Source organism: Acinetobacter sp. Marseille-Q1623 (assembly GCF_902809895.1).
GTDB lineage: Bacteria > Pseudomonadota > Gammaproteobacteria > Pseudomonadales > Moraxellaceae > Acinetobacter > Acinetobacter piscicola_A.
Genome location: NZ_CADDWG010000002.1, coordinates 444804 through 471313, shown reverse-complemented (window position 1 = coordinate 471313; position 26510 = coordinate 444804). Strand labels below are relative to the sequence as shown.

The following is a 26510-nucleotide window of genomic DNA, read 5'->3' as shown; positions in this document are numbered from 1 at the left end:
TTTGGCTTGGCTCAAGGTTTTACCTTGTCTGAGGTAGGCTAAAATTTGGGATTGATGACTCATGGATTAAACCTGTAATCCTTTGGATTGCATCCATGCTTGCACCTCTGACAAACGCCATACAGTGACATTCTGAGTTAATTTGATTGGGGTAGGAAACTCGCCACGCTTAACCCATTGCCAAATTGTTTTATCAGACACACCGATCAAGCCTTTTGAGGCAGGACGTGCATTGATATTTTTAGTTTTACCTTTGTTGATACCACTTTTATAAGTGTGAGTGGTCGCTTGTTTTTCAGGGTAATTTGCAAGGTCTTTTATGCGTAAAAAGCGTTCTTCGTGAAGTGATGACATTTTGTAATTTCCTGTTAGTAATAAAGTTCACAGTATTGGATTGCTTTGAATTGCTAACAGTATTTTGATGCAAAGATTCTATAAAAATCGGAATTTAGCTAGGGGGTAGGAAAATTCATAAAATTTATTTTAAGTGAAATAAATTTTATGAATTTTATATATTTAAATTGATTAATTTGCAGGTTATATATTTGATTTCATATTATTTTCTCGTGAAATCATTAAATTTGATGCTTCATCACTAAGTGGGTTAAAAAGTTTGTTAATAAAAGGTATTATTGTTTTTGAGATATAGTTTTCATCATAAGAACTATTAGGAAATATAATATCAATGTAAGTTTTGAGTTGAATTTTGTTTTCATAAATCAAGCTCCATATATATAAATCTAAAAATGCAAAAATAGAGTAATTTTTTATTTTGTGTAAGGTGAGTAGAATATTGTTGTTCTTAGTTTTATATGAGGTATTTTCTTCTCTTTGTTTTTTTAACCAAATTTTAAATTGCTCTATTAATAAATTGTCAGAACAATTTAAGTTAACATTAATAATAGGGTTGAACATTGTTTTTTCTTCATAGTATTTTTCGAGGTCAATTAATTTAATGTCACATATTTCATCAAAATCTATGAAAAAACTAATGTTTTCCGTAATTTTATTTTCTTTATGGTTTATCTTGCTTTCTTTTAAATAGTTATAATGTTTTTGTGAAAAGTATTTGTAAGAAGGGTGTTCACAATATTTTTTATTTTGAATATTATTTATTTGACTATTATGGAATTTTGCTTTTAAGAATAATTTAATTGCTTGAGGAGTAGTATAAAATCTTTCACCTAAATCATTTAAGTCTACATCCTTAATCGGTTGTAATTGGTAACTTTTATGTTCATATTCATTTTTAGCATGGAAAACAGTGTCTACCCAAAAATTTGATAATGTCTGATTGTTGAATAAATCAATTAAATTATATTTTTTAATGGGGTCTTCTATAATGTATTCGAAAATTTTTTTTATATCATTAGGTTGGGTTTTTATTTGTTTTAATACATCATTTCTTTTTTCTGTGCCGAGGCTATGTACTATATTCCAATTATCATAGTAACCTAAATCAACTATTTTTATTTTTTTATTTACTTTTCCTAAAGCCCTTAATAGTGATTTTCTAAGAATTAAGGAATCTAATATTACATCTGCATCAAACTCATTATCTAATATTGAATAGTTTTTTAAGCAGAACCAAGATGGTATTTCATTTAAGTTTTTGATATTTTTCATATTACTCTCCTGGTTTAAGCTCTTTGATTCTTTGGAAAAGGGACAACATTATTTCTAAGACTGTCGATAAAGTCCGCCCATTCTTGCATCATCTTGGCTCTGTATTGTAAGTGTTGTGCATGGTTATAAGCCTGTGATACGGCGTTACCTGTTTTATGTGCAAGCTGTACCTCGATAGCATCATGCATATAGCCTTGTTCATGTAGGGTAGTGGATGCAAGTCCCCTAAATCCATGACCTGTCATTTTGCCCATATAGCCCATCGTTCTAATGGCACTGAGTAAAGCATTATTGCTAATCGTTTTCGCTGTACTATGGTTGTAAAACACAAATTGTTTATGACCTGTTAAAGGTTCGAGTTCTTTTAATAGTGCAATGGCTTGGGTGGATAAAGGCACAATATGAGGCAATGCCATTTTCATTTTATGGGCAGGGATGCGCCATTCTTTGGTATCAAAATCAACTTCATCCCATTCCATATTGATGAGTTCGCCAGTTCTAACAAAAGTTAATGTCATAAACTGCAATGCCGTTTTAACTAAAAAACTACCATGATATTTGTCCATACGCAGCAAGAAAGGCGGAAATTCAGATATATCAAGCCTTGCCATATTTTTAACTTTTCTTGGTTTTAAGGCTTCGCCCAAGTGTGGAGTAGGGTCATTCTCAATAAGTCCCTTACGAATAGCAAAACGAAAAACACGCCCGACCAATGGAATAGACCGCTTCGCCATTTCCTGTGCGCCTCGTGCTTCAATTCTTTGGGCGCAATCTAAAACATCTTTTCCTTTAATCTTATCAATGGGCATTTTGCCTAGATAAGGAAAAATATCTTTTTCAAATGTTGTGAGGTCACGAAGATAAGTACCTTCCTTAATCATTTCTTTTCTGTTTTGCATCCATTCAAGGGCAAGTGTTTTAAAAAGGGTATCTTGGTCTATTTCTTGTTGCTGCTTTTTCTTGGTTTCATTTGGATTTATCCCTTGCTGAATGAGTAGCTTTGCTTGATCTCTTTGTATTCGAGCATTGGCTAATGAGATTTCAGGATATGTACCTATACTAAAAACATTCTCTTTGCCATTCAGTCGGAATTTTAAACGCCAGTACATACCGCCACTAGGTAGCACTTCAAGGTACATACCTTTCTCATCTGTATACTTTGTTCGCTTCTCTAAAGGCTTTATCTTTCTAATTTTTGCGTCTGTGAGCATGACTACACCTATTTGGGGGTATAAAAAACGGCGATTTTGGATTTATACCCCCAACTTTGTCGAAAGTTAGGCATTTTTGAGGTTTTTACTCATTTTTCTGGGGGTATAAAAAATAAAGGATTGAAAATATACCCCCATTTATACCCCCACACATACCCCGATTGCAATAGATTGCTTGTCATTGCTTAGCAATAAAAAAGACTTGAACCCTTGTGGATTCAAGCCTTTCGATACTGCTTTGGAGTGCAGTTCTTTGTAATTTGGCGGTGAAAGAGGGATTCGAACCCTCGAAACGCTATAAACGTTTACACACTTTCCAGGCGTGCTCCTTCAGCCACTCGGACACTTCACCAAGGCGAGCGATAATAACCAAAAAAAAGCTTTATGCCAAGTTGAAACAATTGATTTAGAGCAAAAGTTTTTTTGCAGTGCTATGATTGCGAAAAAATCGTGTCTACTTTATAGAAGACGTTTTATGCAAAGCACTGCGAAAAAAACGGCATTACCTGCCATAACCCTAGCTGCACTAGGGGTCGTGTTTGGGGACATTGGAACAAGTCCTCTTTACGCATTGAGAGAGTGTTTCATCTCAGCACATATTGCAATTAATGAAGCAACTGTATTAGGCATTTTGTCACTGATTTTTTGGTGTATGACGCTCAGTATTAGTTTCAAATATATCACTGTGATTATGCGGGCTGATAACAATGGTGAGGGCGGAATTATGTCCTTACTTGCTCTCAACTTACGTTCTAACCGTATTGCAGATCACCGTAAGATTATCCTCATCGCTATCGGATTTATTGGGGCATCGCTATTTTTTGGCGATGGCATTATTACCCCCGCAATTTCAGTCATGTCCGCGATTGAAGGATTAAGTATAGCAACGCCTATTTTTGATAAATGGTTGATGCCACTCGCGATTGGAATTTTGACAGGTTTGTTTTTGGTACAACGTCATGGTACAGGAACGATGGGGAAATTCTTCGGTCCAATCACCTTACTTTGGTTCATTGCAATTGGTTTAGCGGGTATACATAGTATTGTCCAAACACCTTATGTGCTTTCGATGCTGAGTCCACATTGGGCAATTAGCTTTGTTTATCATCAACCCTTTGTTGCCTTTATTGCAATGGGTGCTGTGGTATTAACCATGACAGGCGGCGAGGCACTTTATGCGGATATGGGACATTTTGGTCGCATTCCAATTAAGTTAGCATGGTTCACAGTTGTTCTTCCTGCTTTACTACTGAACTATGCTGGGCAAGGTGCGTTGTTATTACGCAATCCTCATGCAATTGAAAATCCATTTTATTTATTAGTTCCACAATGGGCATTGTATCCCATGATTGGGCTTGCGACGGCTGCGGCTGTGATTGCCTCTCAGGCTGTGATTAGCGGTGTCTTTTCCATGGCAAATCAGGCGATCCAATTACGCTATTTACCCCGTTTAACGGTGCAACATACGTCAGATGTTGAGCAAGGACAAATCTACTTACCTTTTATTAATTGGGTACTCTATATTTCAATTTTATTACTGATTCTTATTTTCCAAAGTAGTGCAAATCTAGCAAGTGCCTATGGCGTTGCTGTAACCATGACCATGCTGTGTGACACCATTTTAGTGTCTGTCGTGGCATTTGGACTGTGGCGATGGCCTATATGGAAAGTGGCTTTATTTGCAGTTCCTTTTTTACTGCTAGATTCAGTTTTTATTGCATCTACCTCATTAAAAGTATTTTCTGGAGGATGGGTTCCGATTCTCATTGGCATCATGGCCTTTACAATTTTGATGACTTGGAAAAATGGGCGTGAAATTGTATATAGCAAACTAGAAAAGGATGCATTGCCATTAAGTCTATTTATCCAAAGTGTAAGTCTAAGTAAGGAAACGATTTATGTGCCTGGTCAAGCGATTTTCTTAACAGGGAATACCAATATTGTGCCCCATGCGATGTTGCATAATATTAAGCATAATAAGGTCTTACATGAGCGTAATATCCTAGTTACTGTGATCACACGGGATGTTCCTTATGTGCCTGATCAAGAGCGTATTCGGGTTGAGGTTTTGGATGAGCGTTTCCAACAAGTTTTTGTTTATTATGGTTTTAAAGATCAACCCAACATTCCTGTTGCGTTGGAACAAGCCTATGGTCAATTACGAATTCCTTATGACATGATGCAAATTTCCTTTTTCATTTCGCGTGATCGGTTAATCCATACGATTGGTGATGGTATGGCGCCATGGCGTGAGAAATTATTTATTTCTATGCAGCGTAATACCAGTCCAGTGAGTGACTTCTATCAAATTCCACCCAACCGTGTCGTGGAAATGGGCAGTCAAATCGAAATTTAACTCGTTTGTGCTACCGTCATTTAGAAGAAAGCCAAAGTATAGACTTTGGCTTTTTTTGTGTCATTGATTTTAAGCAAGATAATTCTGTTTATGCTCAACAGCCATCTAGTGCAAATGAGATCTCAACCATTTTAAATATAGTTTAGTCATTTAAACTTATAAATACTTTATATTGCGACATTATATGTCGCTGATGCATAGCTTCCCTATAACGAAACTGTCATAATTTAGATGCTAGTTTCAAGTCCAATCATTGCAAAAATAAATGCAATTAAACAATTGTTTAAGAGATGATAAAAATATATCCATACAGTTTTGTCATCTGATAATTGTAGAAGATTTATTCAATTGAAAACTAAGCACATTTCTTTCTCAAAGTTAGCCTGATAAGCTAATTTATACTCAAGTGATTGTGTGATGGCTCGTAAAAAACGTCGTAATCGAAGTACTTATTTAGGGAATGATTTGTTGAATAATTCAGTGGTAAAAATTGTTTTAGGTTTGGTCGCGACAGGTAGTTTCGCAATCGCATTTGGTCAAGAAAAAATAGCGCAATTTATTCCTTTTGTCGGTTCAAATTCATCGACTTGTTTGCAACAATTTTACCGAGATGAGCCGCCATTTTTAGTGAAAGATAGCTTGCAAAAAAATAGTTATCCTTTATGTTTCAATGGTTTCAATGTTATGTATTCAGGGGTGTCGAAAACACCTTTATGGACAGCTGAACATTTATCACCTGCGCGTTTAAGCCAAAAAATTAAACGTGAAGACAGCTTTCATGAAGAAATGCGTGTGAGCCAAAGTCATCGAGCTTTATTGTCTGACTATAGAGCATCGGGTTATGACCGTGGGCACATGTCACCGAATGCAGATATGCCAGATAAAGCCTCGCAATATGATAGCTTTTCATTGGCCAATATGGTTCCACAAGCACCAAAAAATAATCAGCAAATTTGGCGTGAGTTAGAAGAAGCCACACGTGCAATCGTCACTAAGCAAAAAAATGATGTTTATGTGGTGACGGGACCTGTATTTTCAGGTAAAAAACTGAAAACAATTGGGAATGGTGTCATTGTACCAACGGCAGTTTTCAAAGCCATTTATATCCCGAAACAGGGTGTGATTGGGGCGTATTACGCACCGAATGACAATAGTTTGAAAGTGAATGTGGTGAGTGTCTGTGCCCTAGAGGAACAGATTGGTATTAACTTATTTCCACAATTGACTGAAGAGCAGAAGCGTAATACTTATAAGCTCCCTTTGAATGCAACTCAGGTTAAAGCCACCACTAAAATTGAATATTCACATTGGGATGCAGAGAGCCAGTGTGCACCAAATGTTTCGAGTGATCAGCTTAAAGCCTTACAAAAGCAATTCCAACCAACCAATACGGCTACGGCAGCTACGACATCACCGACAGCATCACCAAAAGTAGATGAGCAAACTCAAGATGCTTTAGTCAAACAATTGGTTGAGGCATTATTGCAATATTTATTACAAATTTTGAAATAATCTCACGCACTTTTAATGAGGAAAGTCTTTATACTTTTCTCATTAAATCAGATCAAAAATAAGAGAAAAATATGTTTAAAGCTTTTGAAAATGGTACAGAATCACATTCTATTCATGATTTAACTTTGGAGAATCAGGAAGATCGTATCAATATTTATGGAAACTTACAGATTAGTAAAGATCAAGAGGGCTTACAGGCTGCAAAAATTTTACAGGCCTATCTCAATGATATTGTCAAAGCATTAGAACAAGAAACGGATTTACCTGCCAAAATTAGCACGGAAATAGAAGGTGAAGTGGAAAATCCATTTCTATAAATAACATGATGTCGAAATAAAAAACCTGCAAAATGCAGGTTTTATTTTTTGCATGCTGAGGTTATTTTTGTTGTTCGCCACCCACGACTTTATATATGATTGCTCCAATCACAGCACCCACAATCGGTGCAACCCAGAACAACCAAACTTGGCTTAATGCTGCTGTTTCGGCAAAGAAAGCAACGGCTGTACTACGTGCAGGGTTAACGGATGTATTGGTCACTGGAATACTGATTAAATGAATTAATGTTAATGCTAAACCAATGGCAATCGGTGCGAAGCCCGCAGGTGCACGTTTGTCTGTCGCACCCATGATCACGATTAAGAAGAATGCAGTCAGTACGATTTCAATGATTAATGCAGAAAGCATAGAATATTTACCTGGCGATAAATCACCAAAACCATTGGTTGCAAAATTACCGACACCTGTAAAGTTTGCTTGACCTTGTACAATCATGTACAGAACAAAAGCAGCTAAAGTACCACCGACCACTTGAGAAATAATATATGGGACTAAATCTTTGGCATCAAAACGACCACCGACCCATAAGCCAACACTGACTGCAGGGTTAAAGTGTCCACCTGAAATATGACCAAAAGCATATGCACCTGTGAGTACAGTTAGACCAAATGCCAATGCAACTCCAGCAAATCCGATGCCAAGTTCAGGATAGGCTGCAGCTAATACCGCACTACCGCAGCCCCCAAAAACTAACCAAAATGTGCCCAAAAGCTCTGCTAAGTATTTATTCATTTCATTTACCTATTTTTGTTTGAGGTTAAATTAATATATAAACTGTGATTTATATCACATTATTTTGATTCGTAATGTAATTTATTTGATTTTTCCAAGGTGGTTTTTGCGCCATTGGCGAGGGGTTAAACCTGACCAAAGTTTAAAAGCACGTTGAAAAGCACTTTGTTCTGAATAACTCAACAGTATTGCAATTTCATGTAAACTCAAATGGGGATCTTGTAAATACTGCATTGCAAGCAATTGTCGAATTTCTTGTACGCGCTCTTGATAGGTCGTATGTTGTTGTTGTAAATAGCGTTGTAATTGGCGTACGGACATGTGTAACTGCGCCGCAATTGATTCAATTTGATAGTTATTTTTTTGTAATCCTTTGAGAATACTTTGTTGTAGGCGTTCGTCAAGTTGTGTACCTTCGGGAAGTTTTTGCAGTAATTCTTTGCCTTGTTGCATCATGATTTGATGCAAAGTTGAATCAGGACTTTTACACGGTGCTGAAAATAATTTTAAGGGTAAAAGTAATTCAACTTTGGGTTGAGAAAACTTAATCGGTGCATTAAAAAACGTTTGATATATACGTGTATTTTTAGGTGACGGTTGAATAAAGTTCACTTGTTCAATTTGAATATAGTCAAGTTGTATATAAAGGCGTAAAAAACGAACCAATAAAGCCAATGCAATCTCATCGGTAATTTGTGTTGTTAACTCAATAGGTAAAACTTCCCAACCGATTGAAATAAATTCATTTTGCACTTCAATTTTGAGTGGGCCACCGTCATAGATTAAGCGATGAAAATCATAATAACGTGTCAGTGCTTCACCTAAGGTGTCACATGACTGGGTGATATAGGCAATAATTCCTAAATGTTTTGGTTGTACATATTCCGCAATTTCTAAGCCAAGTGCAGGGCTGTGCACTTGCGCATTGATTTCATCTAAAAGCTCACGCCAAATTTGAAACTCAAAACGTTCAAGATTTTGAACACTATGCAGTTTTTCTGAAATATTAAGATTTTTTGCTTGCATATAAGTGTAGAGGAGTTGACCTAACCCCCCATAAACAGTGCCAGAATAATTTTTGAGTTGATGCATATTTTTATTTTCAAAAAAGGTTTTGTTCATATCAAATTGCATTTATACCGTGTGTTTATATCAGGGACAAGTGAGTGCATGTGAAGCGTACTAAAAAGTAAAAAAATGTCGTAATTTGTCAATAATGCCTTATAAAAGGTCAATATCTTTTCAAATAACTGTCCTAGTATGAGAATAAGGTTTGAGGAGAATTCACATGATAAAGGGATTTGTTGCAGGAATCATATTTGCTAATGGCTTTGAGTGGATTGCACACAAATATATTTTGCATGGCGTTCACCGTGTAGGGCAGGCACGTTTTAGTCCTGTACCACGGAGTATGAAATCACATTGGGAACATCATCGTGAAGTACGAAAAACAGAATTTCATGATCATGGTTATGTAGAAGGATTAAGCAATTGGCGTACACGCAATGAAGTTATTTCCCTGGTGGTGGTTGCAGGTGCAGCGAGTTTAATTTTCTATCCCATTTCCAAAGGTATGGTTGCTGCATCAGTTTATAGTGCCTGTAATTATTATTATATTCATCGCCGTGCACACTTACATCCTGAATGGGCAAAACGTAAAATTCCTTGGCATTATGATCACCATATGAATTCCAATCAAGATGCCAATTGGTGTGTGACTAAACCATGGTTTGACTATATTTTAGGTACACGAGTAGTGTCATCCGCAGATTTAAAAGAGCAAAATCCTTTGGGGGTGGTATTACCGAAAAGTACTGCGCAATGGTTGTCGAAGACTGTGGAGAAATTTTTCCCAGTGAAATGGGCGCAACAAAAGCAACTTAAAGTAGAAAATGACATGACTCACTTGTCATAGCATAAAAAAAAGACAATTTTGAGTGAAAAATACGTGTTTTGTCGCAAATTGTCATAAAAATAGATTTCTGATGTCAATATTGTGCATGCAATTCAGCGTAAATTTAACTCACCCAAAGATCTTTGATGAATCTATGTGCTGTAGTTTCTCTTAGGTAATGTTTAGTTTTTTTATATTTCGGTTTATAGGGAGTCTTCAAGACTCCTTTTTTTTGTCTCTCAGATAGATCCATTAAGCAAAATACCGTGCTTTCGCTTTTCTTGACCGTGCGTAGAAAAGTGAAAAAATTGCTTATATTACTTTTTAAAATCGACAGGAGATGATTGCGGTTGTTATTAAATGCTCATAAATCACAAGAACGTATTTTTTGATGATGATGCCATATAAAAATAAAAAAGAGCATTCATTGAACACTCTTTTGTTTGATTCTGCGACAGGCTATAAATTAAAGGCGCATTTCAATACCTTGTTCTGCAAGATATTTTTTCGCTTCAGGAATGGTGTATTGACCAAAATGGAAAATAGATGCTGCTAAAACAGCATCTGCACCACCTTTTAAAATACCATCTGCTAAATGCTGTAAATTACCGACCCCACCTGATGCAATGGTTGGAATCGTGACACGGTCATTGATATTGCGCATGAGTTCGATGTCATAACCTGCTTTGGTACCATCGGCATCCATAGAGGTGACAAGTAATTCACCTGCACCAAAGTCAGCCATTTTTACAGCCCATTCAATGGCATCAATACCAGTTGGTTTACGACCACCATGCGTGAAAATTTCCCATTTATTTTCACCTGTTTTTTTCGCATCAATGGCAACGACAATGCATTGTGCACCAAAGCGTTGAGAGGCTTCTTGGACAAACTCAGGATTAAACACCGCTGCTGAGTTGATACTGACTTTGTCTGCGCCTGCATTTAACAATAAGCGAATATCTTCAACTTTACGTACACCGCCACCTACAGTTAAAGGTACAAATACGCTTTCTGCCATACGTTCAACAGTACGATAAGTCGTATCACGTCCATTAGACGTGGCAGTGATGTCAAGGAAGGTGATTTCATCTGCACCTTGTTCATTATAACGGCGGGCTACTTCAACAGGATCGCCTGCATCACGAATATCAAGGAATTGGACACCTTTTACCACACGCCCATTATCTACATCGAGGCAAGGAATAATACGTTTAGCAAGCATAATTTTTTCCAAAAATAACAGCCGATTATGAAACTGAAGGGTGTAGGTGCTACACCTAAAACCTGAGAGAGGGTATTCTATCAAAATTATGTAAGTTTTTTCGCAGGTTTTGTATGTCGGTTTATACCACTTTGAGTTTACAGGAAGTTCAAGCTTTCGCAGCACCTTATGGATTGGAGGTGATTGAGCTGAATCCGATTCAAGGCGGCATTCAAAATACCAACTATTTTATTGTCTGCGCAAATGGTTCACAGTTTGTTTTGACCTTGTTTGAAAATATGGATGCACAAGCCGCAGGTGAGTTAGTGCCTGTGCTTGAACATTTAGGGCAGCATGATTTACCTGTTCCTGTGCCGTTGAAACATTCAGGTCAGTCGATCCATCATTTAAAAGATAAACCCGCACAGATAGCCCCACGCATGCTGGGCAAACACCCGATGCCTGCCAGTTTGGCACAAGCTGAAGCCATCGCAATTGCCCAAGCAAAAATGCATGTGGCATTACAAAATTTTGCATTAACACGTAGCAGTGTACGTGACCATGATTATTGGTATCAGGTGGCACGCCAGATTCGCCCAAGCTTAGATATAGCAGACCAAACATTGCTGAATAATTTGTTGGGACTGTATGAAGCCTTAACAGCAATGTATCCAAATCGTCCGAAAGGTTTTATTCATTCAGATTTATTTCGTGACAATACCTTGTTTGATGGCGATCAACTCAACGGTATTTTAGATTTTTATGAATTAAATCATGATGAATTACTGTTTGATATTGCGATTACTTTAAATGATTTCTGTACTGAATATCCTGATGTTGCATTGAATGAAGACAAAGCCATTGCCTTTTTAAATGCATACGAAACAGTACGTCCTTTAACGGCAGATGAAAAAGCTTGTTTAGAATTGTATTTGGCAATGGCAGCAGGACGTTTTTGGATGATGCGTTTACAGGTGGCGCAGATGAATGAAGCTGAAGGACGTACAGGCGAGGATATTTTGCAGAAAAATCCTTTAGAAATGCGTAATATGCTGGTAGAAAGATTGAAGTTTGTAACTGCTTAATTGTCATGATTTTGAATTGTATTCTTTTGATGGATTAGATTTCTTGCGTAAGTCGATTTGTGATTAAGATTGAATGCACAGTCTTGAGGAATATCTTCCTCACCTCTCCTTTTTAAGGAGAGGGTTTATATGAAAAATCCCCCCATCTTCTTGTGCTACGCTCATCTCACAGGGAGAAGGGACTTTTCAATTCATGGTTATTTTTGACTTTTGCAAGAGAACTATTATTTTTTCTTAATATTTGGAAAATAGAAATGCGCGATCAAGGACGTTTAGTCGAATGGTTTGATGACAAAGGCTATGGTTTTATTCAACCCAATGATGAAGCCAAGGGGCGAGTCTTTCTACATATCAAAGACTTTGCACAAAAAGGACCACGACCAATTTTGGGCTGTGCTCTGGAATATAACGTTCAGGTCGATGCCAATGGACGCTATAAAGCAACACAAGTGGGCTATTTAAAAGCGTCACAAACCCAAAAGAGTGCTAAACCTAAAAATCAAAACTCAGCCAAATCAGTACAGAAAATACAACCGATGCAGGTTTTGTGTATTACCTATATTGTTATTTTGGCTGGATTGACGGTGATTGGTTGGTTCAGTGGCATGATTTTATTATTGATCAGTATCATCAATGCTATGACCTATTGGTTCTATGCGCAAGACAAAGAGGCAGCGCAACAGGGCAATCGCCGTGTACCTGAAAATACTTTGCATATTTTGTCATTTTTGGGTGGGTGGCCTGCGGCATGGTGGGCACAGCAACGTTTACGACATAAAACACAAAAACAACCGTTTAGAAAAATTTATTTCTGTACTATATTTTTGAATATTTTATTGATTTTATGGCTCATTTCACCTTTGAACGTATTTAAAATTTAAAGATGAGCAGTTGCCTTTATTGAGGATATAACAATGAATAGTTATACAGACACAAATAACAGCAAATCACTGACTTTGATCTTATATATTCTTTATATTATTGGAATTTTTTCAGCAGGCATTTTGGTGCTGATTGCTTTGATCATTAACTATGTCAAATTGGATTCTGTACGTGGCACGATATATGAAAGTCATTTTAAATGGCAAATTCGTACCTTTTGGGGGTATCTAATTTGGACAGTTTTGGCATTTGTACCTTTTATTTTTCTATTTTTTACCACCGATAATGTCAACGCTTTTGCGGGTGTGGCTTTAGGTGCATCTATTTTTTGTGGTGCGGTATTATTTTTCTCTTGGATTTGGATTGTATATCGGGCGATTCGTGGGATTGTCGCTTTGAATGATGATCGTGCTTTGCCTATTTAATGTATTTTAAAAATAAAAACAAGCCTGTCGCTTAGAAGTGACATGTTGAACAATAGTAGCACTCAACATGATTATAGAACACGTTCATTTACAGATTAAGCCTGAACAAAGTCAGGCTTTTGAAGCCGCATTTCAGCAAGCAAAGGCATTTATTTATCCGATGTCGGGCTTAAATGCGGTGCAATTGATTAAAAATATTCAGGATTCACACCGTTATATTTTATTGGTATTTTGGGACAAGCTTGAAGACCATACTGAGGGTTTTCGTCAATCTGCTGAATATCAACAATGGAAAGCATTATTGCACCCATTTTATGATCCGATGCCTCAAGTTGAGTATTATCAGCCGTGTATGTTGTTGGAGAAGAAAGAGCCATCACGATGATCAACGTGATTGATTGTTTTGTAATTTTGATTTCTCCAAAAACTTTGGTCGCCATTCACTGATGATCACACCCATCACGACCAATAACCCTCCCAATAAAGCCAAGGCAGATAAACGCTCACCTGCCATACGTCCAAACACGGCTGCCCATACAGGTTCACCTGCATAAATAATGGCAGCTTGTGAGGGGTCAACTCTGCGCTGTGCCCAATTCATGACCAATTGAATCCCTGCACTTGCACAGCCTAAAGCACAGAGTACTACCCATAATTGCCAATGAAATTGTGGCATGTGGTGTTCACCTAGTAAGGGGGCAATCATAAAACAGAGGAGCGAAGCAAAAATCAGTTGAAGTACAGTGACTCGATGTACATTTACCTGACCTGCAAAGTGGCTGATCAAAATAATTTCGAAAGCAATAGCAATCGAACCCAGCAGGGTAATGATTTGTCCAAAATGTAGATGAATCGCCCCAAAACCATTGCCTGTTAAAAATACTAAACCCAAAAATGCCAAAAGTACGCCAAGCCAAGTCATGACATGTGGCACATTCTTAAAAATGAACCACATTAAAATCGGGACTAAAGGGACATAGAGGGCAGTCAAAAAAGCGGATTCACTACTACTCATGGTTTTTAAACCAAGCGTTTGTAGTCCATAGCCTAAGGCAATCACTAAGCCGATACAAAAGCCTGCAAAGATTTCCTTACGGTTAAAACCTTTTAAATGTTTCCATGATAAAGCAATGACGGCAATGGCTGCGGCTGCAAAACGTAAGGCGACAAATAAAATCGGACTACTGAAATTTAAGCCGTATTGCACAGTGATAAAACTACCACCCCAAATGATGGTAATAAAGATTAAAGCCAGTTGGGGTGCTTTAGGGAAGCGGGTTGGGTTAAACATAGCATGGGGAAGAACTTAACAAGGCTGTAGTTTAACATGCTCTATTTCTTTGTCAGATCAGACCTATAGTAAGAAAATAAATAAAATTATTAAAAATCAGAGTGATATTTTACACATCATATCGTGTGTTAAAAAAATAAATTTGAAGTATAAATGGAAGCATTGGCTTGGATTTTTTCATTTGTTGATGTGTGCCCCATCTACGCATGATTGTATGGCTGAACTCAGTCAATGGGTGGATAGATAGTTTAATTGATAATAAAAAAGAGGTCATATTGACCTCTTTTCTACATGTATTTTATTTGGAATAATTACAGTGCTTGTTCATCTAATAACAATTGTGCTTCACGAAGGTTTAAAGTCCCTTCATAAATTGCACGACCTGTAATCGCACCTAAAATGCCCGGTTGACCTTTCAAGTTACGTACGTCATCAAGATTGGTCACGCCACCTGAAGCAATCACAGGAAGACCAGAATAGGTTGCAAGATGAACAGTTTGTTCAACGTTTACACCTTGCATCATGCCATCACGCGCAATGTCAGTGTAGACAATGCTAGAAACGCCTGCATCAGCAAAACGTTTAGCTAAATCAGTCGCTTTTACATCAGTAACATTTGCCCAACCATCTGTTGCAACCATGCCATTCATGGCATCGATCCCGACAATGATATGACCTGCAAATTTCTTGCATGCTTCTTCAACAAATTCAGGTTCTTTCACAGCTTTTGTACCAATGATGACAAAAGATACGCCTGCATCTAAATAATGCTCAATGGTTTCAAGTGAACGAATACCACCACCGATTTGAATTGGTAAATCAGGTTGTGCTTTAGCAATCGCTTCAACCACAGGTTTGTGAATAGGTGTACCTGCGAAAGCACCATTTAAATCAACCAAATGCAAACGGCGTGCGCCTTCATTTACCCAATGTTGTGCAGTTGCTACAGGATCGTCAGAAAATACAGTATCGTCTTCCATACGCCCTTGTTTTAAACGGACACATTTACCATCTTTCAGGTCAATTGCAGGGATGATCAGCATGCTTTCGCTCCTTGCCCAATCTCATCAAAATTTATTGAGGCTCATCTTAGCAAAAACTTGATCATTTTCTAAGTGATAGTTTTCGCTTTATTCGGGCGAATTCTTAATTTTAGTGAAGTATTGGGAATGCTTGTTGGTAATAAGCCTAAACGCAGCAATTCCTCAAAAATCAACACAGCTGCATAAGCATCGGCTGCAGCATATTCAATTTGTGGCGTGGTTAAGGTTTTTCGAGCCCAATTTGAGGTGCTGACCGATTTGCTTTTAGGAAAATTGACTTTAAATAACAATGCCATGGCATTTTTAATGCCCACAGGATTATTGAAACCAAAACTTTTAAAACATTTAGAGAGTTCAATGATGCTGTATAGCTCAATCCCTTTTTTTCGAAACAAATGTGCATCATTTTTGAGACCAAACCCCACTTTGATTTGATCTTTATTTTCAAAAACAGGTTTTAAAAAATTTAGAATTTCATCTGAAACTTGAAATAAATAGGCTTTTTCAAAGGTTGCTAACTGAATTAAATGTGGTCCTGTTTGTACATCATCTTTATGAAAGGTGGGCTTAGACTCACTGTCAAAACCCAAAATCGCTGCGATTTTAAGCTCCGCTTCGATGTTTTGGCATTGTTGAACTGTGTTGATCACCACAATATTTTCCAATGCAATATTTTGAAAACGAGGCAAACTTTGGATGTATTCTTTGCTTGGCAAAGCAGAAATAGGCAGTTCCACAGACATTCAGCACATTAAAAATTCATCGTATTGTTATAACAAACTTAGATAAAAGGTGGTAGCTTTGTGAGGTGAGTAATTGGGAGGATAGGTCATGGCTGAAAAAGAGGATGATCTTTTAATTGAAGGCGCAAAACGTTTAAAGCAGTTGATTCAGGACAAAAATATTAAAGCCACTGACATTGTGAATATTTTAGAAAGCTCTAAAGGCACGATGAGCAAATGGTTGCAACACTCAACACCTTCTAGTGCGCAAAGTTTAATTGAATTGGCGCGTTTGGTGGGTATGACTGAGCGTTGGAACAGTGAAATAAAACAACAAAACCAACAAGATCAGGCTGATTTGGTCAATAAAGCTTATGTTGCATCTGAAGTAGATTTAAGCCAAGCCACCATGGAGCAGCTGATGGGAGAAATCAAAGACCGTTATGCAGCTTTAAACTTAAAAGCGGAAATTAAAATTAGTGTAGAGCCTTTAGAAGGCGGCTTTGTGACGAAAAATGAGTCAAATCATTAAGCGCTGAAGGCTTTAAGTGATCATTGATTAAAGAAAAATAGAATCGGTATCACGTAGTATCTTTGAATGATGATAAAAAATTGGCAGACCTGTGTGATGTGCAATTTTTGAAATTCAGACCCAATGTTATAAGTATATCAATCAAGTCAAATGCATTGGCTTGATTGATATTCAAATGAAAAATATTGATGCTGACGCAGTATTATTCTGAATATTCAGATGTTTGTTCTAGTTGCATTTGTTCCATCTGCATACGCATCGCTTCTGCATTTTTGACATAACTCTGATAAGCAGGAATCGCAACAGCAACCGTTAAAATAAGGCTGAGTGGAATCATAATGATATAAATCCAGCCTAAAACTTTTTCCCAGCCACGCGTTAGGCGAGGCGCACCATAATTATTATTGCCTTCATCGCCTTTGGCACAGGAAATATAAATCCAAAAAAATATCCCGATCAAGGGTATTAATAACACCAATGACAGCCAACCTGTTTTATTGAGATCATGCAAACGACGTATCGCAAAAATATAAGTAAAATAAAGCAGAATGATATAAATCAAAATGATGGGTACAAAAAAGCCAAGTGATGGACTTGCGCCATAGGACATATTTGCCATCATATTCGGTACGATGAATGCAGCGAGAACACCGCAAAACATCAAAAAGAAGCCGAGTAGCATATTCCAAGCAAGATAGGATAAACGCCCAAAGCGTCCATTTGCGCTCAGACCCGAGTCGCTAGATTGAATATTATTGTTCATTTTTTACTCAATTGAGATGGTTAGAAAATGTATTTATTAAAATTTAAACGTATGTTTTGTTTTAAATTTGATTAAATGTTAAACAAAAAAGAAAATAAATCAAATTAAGATTTTAATTTTTAGATTAAATCATGACTCAAGCTGAGCCAAATGATATTGGCTCAGCTCAAATGGGCTCAACTTTAAATATCCCATTCCACAAAGTTTTTGAGCAATTGCAAACCTGCTGTATGACTTTTTTCAGGATGGAACTGGGTTGCGAACAAGTTTTCTTTATGGATAGCTGTACAGAACTCTAAGCCATAATCACAAGTCGCAGCCACTAAGTTTTGATCTTTGGGTTCTACATAATAACTGTGCACGAAATAGAAACGCGCATCCTGATCAATATCTTTCCACATTGGATGAGAAGGATCAGCTTGATGCACTTGGTTCCAACCCATATGTGGAACTTTTAAATTTTCAATTTCAGGAAAATGCTTTACAGAACCTGCAAAGATACCTAAAGCCTCAGTACCACCATTTTCTTCTGAAGATTGCATCAAAGCTTGCATACCGACACAAATCGCAAGCACAGGTTTGTTAAATACAGCATGACGTACGACTTCATCAATCCCTGCTTCACGCATGCCTTGCATACAGTCGCGCATTGCACCTACGCCTGGGAATACAATTTTATCTGCTTGAGCAATCAGCTTGGGATCATTGGTCACATCCACCGTTGCACCGACATGTTCAAGTGCTTTTGCTGCTGAGTGAAGATTTCCCATGCCATAGTCAAGGAGGGCAATACGGGTCATTACAATGTTCCTTTCGTAGAAGCGACTTTATCTTCAGCACGTGGGTCAATTTCACATGCCATACGCAGTGCACGCGCAAATGCTTTAAATACACTTTCAATTTGGTGATGGCTATTTTTGCCTTTTAAATTGTCAATATGTAGCGTCATCAGTGCGTGATTCACAAAGCCTTGGAAAAACTCAGAGAATAAATCGACATCGAATGTACCAATGCGCGCACGTGTAAATGGAATATCCATCCATAAACCCGGACGACCAGACAAGTCCACGACAACACGGCTTAAAGATTCATCTAGCGGTGCATAAAAATGACCATAACGTTTTAAGCCTTTTTTATCGCCGAGTGCTTGGGCAAACGCCTGTCCTAAAGTGATTCCGCAATCTTCCACAGTGTGGTGATCGTCGATTTCTAAGTCACCATCACAGTGAATATCAATGTCAAATAAACCATGACGCTTGATTTGATCAATCATATGGTCTAAAAATGGAACACCTGTATTGAGCGTGCCTTGACCTGTACCATCAAGATTCACTCGAACTCGAATTTTGGTTTCGTTGGTGTTTCTTACCACTTCACTGATACGTTGTGCCATAGACACGTTCCTCAAAAAACGTCAAAAATTAAAAGTTTGATGTAAAAGATGTTTCGCTGTGACGAAAGTGACAGCATATTAGATTGCTCAGGAGGGTTAATCAATGCCTATAACCGTACATGCTAAAACTTCACTTGAAAATGACGAAGTTCGTAATCAACTTGAGCGCCTCTACGACACTAGTCCAGAATTTGCCGATGGTAAAGATGCCATTGAACAACTTGAGCAAAACTTAGCTCAGTATACCCTACTTTACGTTGCAGAATTTAATACCAAAATTATTGGTGCAATTTGGTGTACGGGTCAAGGTGAAAGCAAAACCTTAGAAAATATTGTGGTACATCCAGCAAATCGTGGGCGTGGTGTTGCAGAACGCTTAGTGGAAGAAGCGTGCCGCCTTGAAGAAGAGAAGGGTGTGAAGAAATTTGAACCAGGCTGTGGTGCAATCCATCGGTGTTTGGCACACATCGATAAACTCTAATTTGTGTATTTTATGAAAAGCAGCTCTATTGGCTGCTTTTTTATTGTTTCTAAATACACATGGTCATATTGCTGTAAAAATAGACTATTGAATCAATTTTTTCATTCAAGACTTGACGGCAAAAGCATTAAACTGTTTAATACGCTCCATCGGCGTGATAGCTCAGTAGGTAGAGCAACGGATTGAAAATCCGTGTGTCCCCAGTTCGATCCTGGGTCTCGCCACCATATTTAAAAACCGTATTTACGATTTCAATCTCTGATCCCATCAGAGATTTTTTTTGAGCAAAATTTACTCGAATGAATAAAAAAGTAATGATTTATATTGACTAATTTATTCAGATACGGCTTAATACACCCCATCGGCGTGATAGCTCAGTCGGTAGAGCAACGGATTGAAAATCCGTGTGTCCCCAGTTCGATCCTGGGTCTCGCCACCATATTTAAAAAAGCTCTAAATATAAATTTAGAGCTTTTTTTTGTTTAAAATTTTTAGAAAAGTTTTGAACTGGTTTCATCATCACGATATCTTTTTATTTGAAGATGAACGCGACAATAAAGCTTTATCTTGTTAGACAATATAATTTGTATCTCACCAAATTATGCGTATATTAATAAAATGAGAAATATATCACATATTAAAAAAATGAAAGATCTATTTTCAAAAGACAGTCAACTTTATCAACAAGCTCGACCAAGTTACCCGCAAGAGGTATTGCAGGAAATATTACAATATGTACCTGTGAAAAATTTTGCTTGGGATGCAGGTGCGGGATCAGGACAATTTACCCAATTGCTTGCCCCTTATTTTGATCATATTGTGGCAACAGATATAAGTGCCAATCAATTACAATTCGCCCCTTATTTTGAAAATGTTAGTTATCAGGTACAAGCGTCAGAACAAACTTCTTTTGTAGATAAGAGCTTTGATTTAATTACTGTTGCACAGGCGATCCATTGGTTTGATTTTGAAAAATTTTATAAAGAAGTTTATCGCACGCTGAAGCCTACAGGGGTACTTGCGGTCATTGGTTATGGTATGATTTGTGTGCAGCAGGATAAGGTTCAGCAGCAGATTCAAACACTTTATTTCGAAAAATTAAAAGGTTATTGGGATACTGAGCGTCATTATATTGATGAGGAGTACAAAACGATTCCTTTTCCATTTGAAGAAATAGCGATCTGTGCATTTAACATTCAATATCAATGGTCGGCTGCACAATTGTTGAAATATTTATCGACATGGTCAGCAGTAAAACATTATTGTGAAAAAAATCAAGATCATCCATTGGTTGATTTGGCTGAAGTACTCAATGTTGAAAATGAAGATTTGGTTGTAGAGTTTCCTGTTTACTTGAGAATAGGGAAATTAAAAACATTAAAGAAAAAACGCTTTATGAAAAAATAGAATAAACATGTTAATTTATTTTTGATTACAAGATATACCTTCAACAATATACTAAGAAATATATTATTGTTAGATAAGATGAATCATGAAAGCTACATATCAACTATTACCGTTAGCTTTATTTGTATCTTTATTAAGTTCTACGGCGTATGCAACAACAGGTTATTTTATGCATGGCTATGGCGTAAAAGCACAAGGCAATGCTGGAACTTCAATTGCACAATTTCAGGATGCTTTGACCATTGCCAATAACCCTGCGGGTTTAAGTTGGATGGGTGATCGTGTCGATGTCGGGGCAACCATTTTTTCTCCTGACCGTTCTGCTCAAATCAGCGGCAATCAAATGCCTCAAGGTTATCCCAATGCCAATGGTAATTACGATGGCAATGGGCGCCAGTATTTTGTTTTACCTGAATTGGCTGTGAATCATCAAGTGAATGATCAGGTGGCTTTGGGTCTTGCGATTTATGGAAATGGCGGCATGAATACGGGCTATAAGCAAAATCCGTATGCGGCATTTGGCAATCAGGGCACTGCTGGTGTCGATTTGACCCAAGTCTTTATTTCACCTGCAGTTTCATGGAAATATGCAAAAAATCAATCGATTGGTGTAGCGACCAATATTCTATATCAGCGTTTTGAAGCTAGAGGTATAGGGGCTTTTGCCGGTTATTCTCAAGATGGTCAAAATTTAAGTAATCGTGGTAAAGATGATGCAACTGGCATTGGTGCACGCATTGGTTGGACGGGACAGTTTTTTGATGATCGTTTAACTTTAGGGGCAAGTTATTCATCTAAAATCAATGCAGATCGCTTTAAAAAATATCAGGGTTTATTTGCAGAACAAGGTGATTTTGATGTGCCTGAAAGTTATGGTATTGGTGCAGCCGTCAAAGTCACACCGAAGTTAACTGTAGCAGCGGATGTACAGCGAATTAATTATTCAGATGTCGACTCTGTTGGTCATTCATTTGATGTTGCACAGTTACAACAAGGTCATGTCTTTGGTTCGGACAACGGTCCTGGTTTTGGTTGGGATGATATCAATGTCTATAAAGTTGGTGTGAGCTATCAGGCACATCCTAAGCTGACTTTACGTGCAGGCTATAGCCATAATGATCAACCGATTCGGGACAGTGAAGTGTTTTTAAATGTGCTAGCTCCGGGTGTGGTGCGTGATCATCTGAGCGTAGGTGCGACGTATAATATTGATCCGCATCAGGAAATTAGTGTGGCATATACACATGCTTTGGAGGATGAAGTAAAAGGTCCGATTTCACCGGCATTTGGTGGGGGTGAAGCGAAGCTGCAAATGAGTCAGGATATACTTGGTGTGTCTTATGGATATAAGTTTTAGGGGTTGTGTTTAAGCTATTCATTATATTGAGCTTGAATCTCATCTAATTTGTAATGAAAGTTCCCTCTCCTTTTAAAAGGAGCGGGTTAGAGTGAGGATTTTTTTGAAATACCCTCTTTATTTTTCAATCCTGAATCAAACGTTTGCCTAAACAGACCACCTCAATTTCCTCATAGCCCAATTGTTCATAAAAACTTTGTACATCAATATTTTCTTTACGAATCAAAAGCTGAAGTTTTGGGCATCCGAGTGCGATTAAACGTTTTTCCAATTGTTGAATCAGTGCGGTTGCGACACCATTGCGCTGTGCCTGTGGGTGAACCGCTAAATAATTTACCCAACCACGATGCCCATCATAGCCACCCATGACGGTTGCAATGAGTTGCTCATCTTTGACAGCCAATAAAAACAAACCATCTTGCTGCGCTGTTTTACGAAAAATATCAATTTCAGGATTATTCCACGGACGGGTTAAATCGCAGAGCTCCCAAAGGGCGATGACATTTTCCAGATCATTTTCCTGAAACTGACGAATCATAAACATAAGGTGTACTGACCTCTTGTTTTTAAATGTTATTTGCTACAGATTAATCGAAAATTCAGGCAATGATAAGTGTGATTTTTATACAATTGAATCGAAAAATTATTGTTGCACATCATCATAATTGTTGAATTGTTCGGCTGAAATGATTCTTTAAACAGCAAATATGTGCATAATGAAAAAAAGCGTAAATTTAAAACAACAAGGATATCACGTGAATAAAATGGAATTTGATTACATCATCATTGGTGGGGGGAGCTCAGGCTGTGTCTTGGCTGGGCGTTTATCGGAAGACCCAAATGTCTCGGTCTGTTTACTTGAAGTTGGTGGCGGCGGTGATGGCTGGAAAATTGAAGTGCCCTGTGCAGCGGTGATCAGCATTCCCACAAAAATCAATAATTGGGCATTTGAAACAGTACCCCAAAAAGGACTGAATGGACGCAAGGGCTATCAGCCCCGTGGTAAGTGTTTAGGGGGTTCATCTGCGATTAATGCCATGGTGTATATCCGTGGCAATGCACAGGATTATGATCATTGGGCAGCCTTGGGTAATGAGGGATGGTCGTATCAGGATGTCTTGCCCTATTTTATAAAATCTGAGAATAATCAGCGTATTCACAATGCCTATCATGGCAATGATGGTCCATTATCTGTTACCGATTTACAAAGTGAAAATCCTTTACAAGCACGCTATTTGGCTGCGGCAAAAGAGCAAGGCTATAAAATTTTAGATGATTTTAATGGTGCAGAACAAGAGGGCTTAGGCGTTTATCAGGTCACGCATATTCATGGTGAGCGTTGTAGTTCGGCACGGGCGTATTTATTTCCGCATCGTGAACGTAAAAATTTAACAGTTGAAACTCATGCCCAGACCCAACGGATTTTGATTGAAAATGGTGTCGCTGTCGGTGTGGAATATAAACAAGCGGGACAAGTGAAGCAAATCTATGCACGCCGTGAAGTGTTACTGAGTGCAGGTGCGATGCAATCCCCACAGATTTTGATGTTGTCAGGGGTGGGTGATCAGCATGAGTTGATGGAACATGGCATTGAAGTGAAAAAGCATTTGCCGGGTGTGGGTAAAAATTTTCACGATCATCCTGACTTTATTTTTGGTTATAAAGTCGATGCAATCCCGGGTACTTTTGGTTTGTCCTTGAAAGGTTCTATAGATTTATGGGGGCAAATTCAGCGTTATCGTAAGGAACGCAAGGGGCTTATTAGTACTAATTTTGCTGAGTGTGGCGGTTTTTTAAAAAGTTCGCCTGAACAAACTTTACCGAATTTGCAGCTACATTTTGTCGTGGCACTTGTCGATAATCATGCGCGGACTATGCATATGGGACATGGGATTTCCTGCCATGTGTGTTTGTTAAATCCAAAAAGCCGCGGCACGATTAAAATCAGTGGGGCGAGTATTGATGATCCATTATTGATTGATCCTAATTTTTATGATGATGAGTCTGACTTAGAGGAAATGGTCAAAGGATTCAAGCTGACTCAAAAATTGATGCAGTCGAATGCTTTTAAAGACATCATTAAAAAAGATTTATTCACTGCGGATGTGCAAACGGATGAAGAGATTCGCCATATTCTCAGAGAGCGTTCAGATACGGTATATCATCCTGTCGGAAGTTGTAAGATGGGGGTAGGTGATATGGCGGTTGTCGATGCACGTCTGCGTGTTTATGGCATTCAAAACTTGCGAGTGGTCGATGCCTCGATTATGCCAACGGTGGTCAATGGCAATACCAATGCGCCTGCAATCATGATTGCTGAAAAAGCCGTCGCGATGATTCGTCAGGATCAGGCGAGTGTCGCGTTTATTGACAAGAAAGTACGGGTCGGTGAAGTTGCATGATTGAGATTGATCAATATTGAAAAGTCCTCTCTCCCTTTGGGAGAGAGTTAGAGAGAGGGGCATATCAATTATCTCCCATTTGTGCAATAAAAAACGCCCTCACGGGCGTTTCTTATTTCAACTCAAAATTCAACATCTTAAGCAGATTTTTTCTCTTGAGTTTGTGCAGTCAACATATGACCTGTTTCTTCAAAGTTAGAGTGCCAAGAAAGTGCTTCACGGAGAATGTGAGGAGTTTGACCACCTTTTTCACATGCACGATCAAAGTAATCATTCAATGCATCACGGTACATTGGGTGCGCACAGTTATCGATGATGGCACGAGCACGTTCACGAGGCGCTAAACCACGTAAGTCTGCAAGACCTTGTTCAGTCACAAGGATGTCAACGTCATGTTCTGCATGGTCAACGTGAGAAGCAAATGGGACAACAGAAGAAATGTCGCCACCTTTTGCAATCGATTTGGTTACGAAAATTGCAAGGTGCGCATTACGTGCGAAGTCACCTGAACCCCCGATCCCGTTCATCATTTTTGTACCACATACATGCGTCGAGTTTACGTTGCCGTAAATATCAAACTCAAGAGCAGTGTTGATCCCGATGATGCCTAAACGACGAACCAATTCAGGATGGTTTGAAATTTCCTGTGGACGTAATACCAGTTTGTCTTTGTATTGTTCAAGGTTATTAAATACTTTTTCGCCATATTTAGCAGAAAGCGTAATCGACGAACCTGAAGCAAATTTCATTTTGCCTGCATCGATTAATTCAAAAGTACAGTCTTGTAGTACTTCTGAATACATCACTAAGTCTTCGAAGTTAGATTCTTTAAGACCTGTTAATACTGCATTGGCAATCGAACCGATCCCTGCTTGTAATGGACCTAAGTCTTTTGGTAGACGACCTTCAGCCACTTCTTTTTCAAAGAAAGCAATCAAGTGGTTTGCAATGCCTTGAGTCTCGTCATCTGGTTGAGTCACAGTAGATGGAGAGTCATGCAAATCATTATTAAATACAATACCTACAATTTTTGAAGGGTCGATATTGATTGCAGGTGTACCAATGCGTTCATCTACGTGAGTCAATGGAATTGGCTGACGTGTTGGGCGATAGGTTGGAATATAAATATCGTGTAAGCCTTCGAAAGCAGGGCTTAAATTGGTGTTGATTTCAACAATCACTTTTTCAGCAAAAATAGCAAAGCTAGCAGAGTTACCCACAGATGTTGTTGGGATGATGCCGCCATCTTCAGTGATTGCAACAGCTTCAATCACAGCCACATCAGGTTTTTTCAACTGAAGATTACGCATTTGCTCAACAGTTTCAGACAAGTGTTGATCGATGAACATCACTTCGCCTTTGTTGATGGCTTTACGTAGTGTGTTATCGACTTGGAAAGGTAAACGACGTGCTAAAACGCCAGCTTCCGTCAATTTTTTGTCAAGATCGTTACCCAGACTTGCGCCTGTGATTAAGGTGATTTTTAACGGATTTTTTTCCGCTTGTGCTACGAGTGCTAAAGGTACAGCTTTCGCTTCACCTGCACGGGTAAAACCACTCATCCCAACAGTCATGCCATCTTGGATAAAGGTGGCTGCTTGTTCTGCGCTCATCACTTTATTGTGCAGTGATGCTAAACGAATACGATCTAAAGACATGGTTTACGCTCAATTCTTGTTCAAAACTAGACGGATTGTACCGCCCTAAAAGTAAATTGTGCATGCCTCTAATGCTAAGGTCTAATTTTTTCACTAAATGTGGGTATAAAATTTAATGATGGTTTTTAAGTTGTTATTTCGCAAGGAAATAATAGTCGCTGTTCGGAAAACAAACAAAGCTAAGTGTTTGTTTAT

The 26510-nt window shown here is 38.1% G+C and carries 27 protein-coding genes and 3 tRNA genes; 15 read left to right on the top strand and 15 right to left on the bottom strand.

Annotated features, from left to right (window positions below):
* Positions 1-66 precede the first annotated feature (66 nt).
* The 4 genes from HUV91_RS14910 to HUV91_RS14895 all read right to left on the bottom strand — a co-directional run bounded on the left by HUV91_RS14910 (position 67) and on the right by HUV91_RS14895 (position 3189).
* A complete protein-coding gene (locus tag HUV91_RS14910) occupies positions 67-354 on the bottom strand; it encodes a helix-turn-helix transcriptional regulator (protein WP_174493911.1) in 288 nt (95 codons plus the stop codon).
* A gap of 183 nt (positions 355-537) precedes the next feature.
* Positions 538-1626, bottom strand: coding sequence for a DUF6387 family protein (locus tag HUV91_RS14905; RefSeq protein ID WP_174493910.1), 1089 nt, complete (start codon positions 1624-1626; stop codon positions 538-540).
* A gap of 14 nt (positions 1627-1640) precedes the next feature.
* The gene (locus HUV91_RS14900; RefSeq protein WP_174493909.1) at positions 1641-2837 is read right to left on the bottom strand and encodes a tyrosine-type recombinase/integrase; all 1197 of its coding nucleotides are present in this window, start codon (positions 2835-2837) and stop codon (positions 1641-1643) included.
* A gap of 261 nt (positions 2838-3098) precedes the next feature.
* A tRNA-Ser gene (locus HUV91_RS14895) sits at positions 3099-3189 on the bottom strand.
* A 123-nt stretch (positions 3190-3312) separates the two neighbouring features.
* Here HUV91_RS14895 and HUV91_RS14890 point away from each other — a divergent pair.
* From HUV91_RS14890 to HUV91_RS14880, 3 genes are all read left to right on the top strand, one after another.
* Positions 3313-5193: a potassium transporter Kup gene (locus HUV91_RS14890; RefSeq protein ID WP_130072318.1), complete on the top strand. Its 1881-nt coding sequence runs from the start codon at positions 3313-3315 to the stop codon at positions 5191-5193.
* A 417-nt stretch (positions 5194-5610) separates the two neighbouring features.
* Entirely contained in the window at positions 5611-6705 is a 1095-nt protein-coding gene (locus HUV91_RS14885) for a DNA/RNA non-specific endonuclease (protein ID WP_174493908.1), read from the top strand.
* Between the two features lie 71 nt (positions 6706-6776).
* On the top strand, positions 6777-7022 hold the full coding sequence (locus HUV91_RS14880) for a hypothetical protein (RefSeq protein ID WP_174493907.1): 246 nt from the start codon (positions 6777-6779) through the stop codon (positions 7020-7022).
* A 61-nt stretch (positions 7023-7083) separates the two neighbouring features.
* Here the strand turns inward: HUV91_RS14880 and aqpZ are convergent, their stop codons facing one another.
* Both aqpZ and HUV91_RS14870 read right to left on the bottom strand, forming a co-directional pair.
* A complete protein-coding gene (gene aqpZ / locus HUV91_RS14875) occupies positions 7084-7776 on the bottom strand; it encodes an aquaporin Z (RefSeq protein WP_174493906.1) in 693 nt (230 codons plus the stop codon).
* An 81-nt stretch (positions 7777-7857) separates the two neighbouring features.
* On the bottom strand, positions 7858-8868 hold the full coding sequence (locus HUV91_RS14870) for an AraC family transcriptional regulator (protein ID WP_174494012.1): 1011 nt from the start codon (positions 8866-8868) through the stop codon (positions 7858-7860).
* A gap of 196 nt (positions 8869-9064) precedes the next feature.
* On the opposite strand from HUV91_RS14870, the gene HUV91_RS14865 reads away from it, so the two are divergent.
* Entirely contained in the window at positions 9065-9691 is a 627-nt protein-coding gene (locus tag HUV91_RS14865) for a hypothetical protein (RefSeq protein ID WP_174493905.1), read from the top strand.
* Positions 9692-10136: 445 nt separating this feature from the next.
* Here HUV91_RS14865 and hisF read toward each other — a convergent pair whose 3' ends face one another.
* Complete coding sequence (gene hisF / locus HUV91_RS14860) at positions 10137-10898, bottom strand: imidazole glycerol phosphate synthase subunit HisF (protein ID WP_320109291.1); 762 nt, start codon at positions 10896-10898, stop codon at positions 10137-10139.
* A gap of 110 nt (positions 10899-11008) precedes the next feature.
* Here hisF and HUV91_RS14855 point away from each other — a divergent pair, with 110 nt between their 5' ends.
* The 4 genes from HUV91_RS14855 to HUV91_RS14840 all read left to right on the top strand — a co-directional run bounded on the left by HUV91_RS14855 (position 11009) and on the right by HUV91_RS14840 (position 13651).
* The gene (locus tag HUV91_RS14855; protein WP_174493904.1) at positions 11009-11959 is read left to right on the top strand and encodes a homoserine kinase; all 951 of its coding nucleotides are present in this window, start codon (positions 11009-11011) and stop codon (positions 11957-11959) included.
* Positions 11960-12213: 254 nt separating this feature from the next.
* Positions 12214-12840 (top strand): DUF1294 domain-containing protein, encoded by a 627-nt coding sequence (locus HUV91_RS14850; RefSeq protein WP_174493903.1) that lies wholly within the window; start codon positions 12214-12216, stop codon positions 12838-12840.
* Positions 12841-12873: 33 nt separating this feature from the next.
* Positions 12874-13266, top strand: coding sequence for a DUF4870 family protein (locus HUV91_RS14845; protein WP_174493902.1), 393 nt, complete (start codon positions 12874-12876; stop codon positions 13264-13266).
* Positions 13267-13333: 67 nt separating this feature from the next.
* Positions 13334-13651, top strand: a complete 318-nt coding sequence (locus tag HUV91_RS14840; protein WP_130072309.1) for an antibiotic biosynthesis monooxygenase family protein — start codon at positions 13334-13336, stop codon at positions 13649-13651.
* Here HUV91_RS14840 and HUV91_RS14835 read toward each other — a convergent pair whose 3' ends face one another.
* The 3 genes from HUV91_RS14835 to HUV91_RS14825 form a co-directional block, all read right to left on the bottom strand.
* The gene (locus HUV91_RS14835) at positions 13652-14557 is read right to left on the bottom strand and encodes a DMT family transporter (RefSeq protein ID WP_130072308.1); all 906 of its coding nucleotides are present in this window, start codon (positions 14555-14557) and stop codon (positions 13652-13654) included.
* Between the two features lie 311 nt (positions 14558-14868).
* Entirely contained in the window at positions 14869-15600 is a 732-nt protein-coding gene (gene hisA, locus HUV91_RS14830) for a 1-(5-phosphoribosyl)-5-[(5-phosphoribosylamino)methylideneamino]imidazole-4-carboxamide isomerase (protein ID WP_130072307.1), read from the bottom strand.
* Positions 15601-15668: 68 nt separating this feature from the next.
* Entirely contained in the window at positions 15669-16343 is a 675-nt protein-coding gene (locus tag HUV91_RS14825; RefSeq protein ID WP_174493901.1) for a 3'-5' exonuclease, read from the bottom strand.
* 88 nt (positions 16344-16431) lie between these two features.
* Here HUV91_RS14825 and HUV91_RS14820 point away from each other — a divergent pair, with 88 nt between their 5' ends.
* Positions 16432-16854: a transcriptional regulator gene (locus tag HUV91_RS14820; protein WP_174493900.1), complete on the top strand. Its 423-nt coding sequence runs from the start codon at positions 16432-16434 to the stop codon at positions 16852-16854.
* 202 nt (positions 16855-17056) lie between these two features.
* Here HUV91_RS14820 and HUV91_RS14815 read toward each other — a convergent pair whose 3' ends face one another.
* From HUV91_RS14815 to hisB, 3 genes are all read right to left on the bottom strand, one after another.
* Positions 17057-17617 (bottom strand): DUF805 domain-containing protein, encoded by a 561-nt coding sequence (locus HUV91_RS14815; protein ID WP_174493899.1) that lies wholly within the window; start codon positions 17615-17617, stop codon positions 17057-17059.
* Between the two features lie 182 nt (positions 17618-17799).
* A complete protein-coding gene (hisH, locus tag HUV91_RS14810; RefSeq protein WP_174493898.1) occupies positions 17800-18417 on the bottom strand; it encodes an imidazole glycerol phosphate synthase subunit HisH in 618 nt (205 codons plus the stop codon).
* On the bottom strand, positions 18417-19010 hold the full coding sequence (hisB, locus tag HUV91_RS14805; protein ID WP_130072302.1) for an imidazoleglycerol-phosphate dehydratase HisB: 594 nt from the start codon (positions 19008-19010) through the stop codon (positions 18417-18419). Before hisB ends, hisH begins: the two co-directional genes overlap by 1 nt.
* Positions 19011-19113: 103 nt before the next feature.
* Here hisB and HUV91_RS14800 point away from each other — a divergent pair, with 103 nt between their 5' ends.
* The 5 genes from HUV91_RS14800 to HUV91_RS14780 all read left to right on the top strand — a co-directional run bounded on the left by HUV91_RS14800 (position 19114) and on the right by HUV91_RS14780 (position 22255).
* Positions 19114-19491 carry a GNAT family N-acetyltransferase gene (locus HUV91_RS14800; protein ID WP_130072301.1) on the top strand — a complete coding sequence of 126 codons (378 nt, stop codon included), beginning with the start codon at positions 19114-19116 and terminating at the stop codon, positions 19489-19491.
* Positions 19492-19642: 151 nt separating this feature from the next.
* Positions 19643-19718, top strand: a tRNA-Phe gene (locus HUV91_RS14795).
* Between the two features lie 136 nt (positions 19719-19854).
* Positions 19855-19930, top strand: a tRNA-Phe gene (locus HUV91_RS14790).
* A gap of 206 nt (positions 19931-20136) precedes the next feature.
* Entirely contained in the window at positions 20137-20898 is a 762-nt protein-coding gene (locus HUV91_RS14785; protein ID WP_174493897.1) for a class I SAM-dependent methyltransferase, read from the top strand.
* 85 nt (positions 20899-20983) lie between these two features.
* Positions 20984-22255 (top strand): OmpP1/FadL family transporter, encoded by a 1272-nt coding sequence (locus HUV91_RS14780; RefSeq protein ID WP_174493896.1) that lies wholly within the window; start codon positions 20984-20986, stop codon positions 22253-22255.
* A gap of 124 nt (positions 22256-22379) precedes the next feature.
* Here HUV91_RS14780 and HUV91_RS14775 read toward each other — a convergent pair whose 3' ends face one another.
* The gene (locus tag HUV91_RS14775; RefSeq protein WP_174493895.1) at positions 22380-22799 is read right to left on the bottom strand and encodes a GNAT family acetyltransferase; all 420 of its coding nucleotides are present in this window, start codon (positions 22797-22799) and stop codon (positions 22380-22382) included.
* Between the two features lie 211 nt (positions 22800-23010).
* On the opposite strand from HUV91_RS14775, the gene HUV91_RS14770 reads away from it, so the two are divergent.
* Complete coding sequence (locus tag HUV91_RS14770; protein WP_174493894.1) at positions 23011-24657, top strand: GMC family oxidoreductase; 1647 nt, start codon at positions 23011-23013, stop codon at positions 24655-24657.
* Positions 24658-24794: 137 nt separating this feature from the next.
* Here the strand turns inward: HUV91_RS14770 and HUV91_RS14765 are convergent, their stop codons facing one another.
* Positions 24795-26315, bottom strand: a complete 1521-nt coding sequence (locus tag HUV91_RS14765) for an acetyl-CoA hydrolase/transferase family protein (protein ID WP_174493893.1) — start codon at positions 26313-26315, stop codon at positions 24795-24797.
* Between the last annotated feature and the right edge of the window lie 195 nt (positions 26316-26510).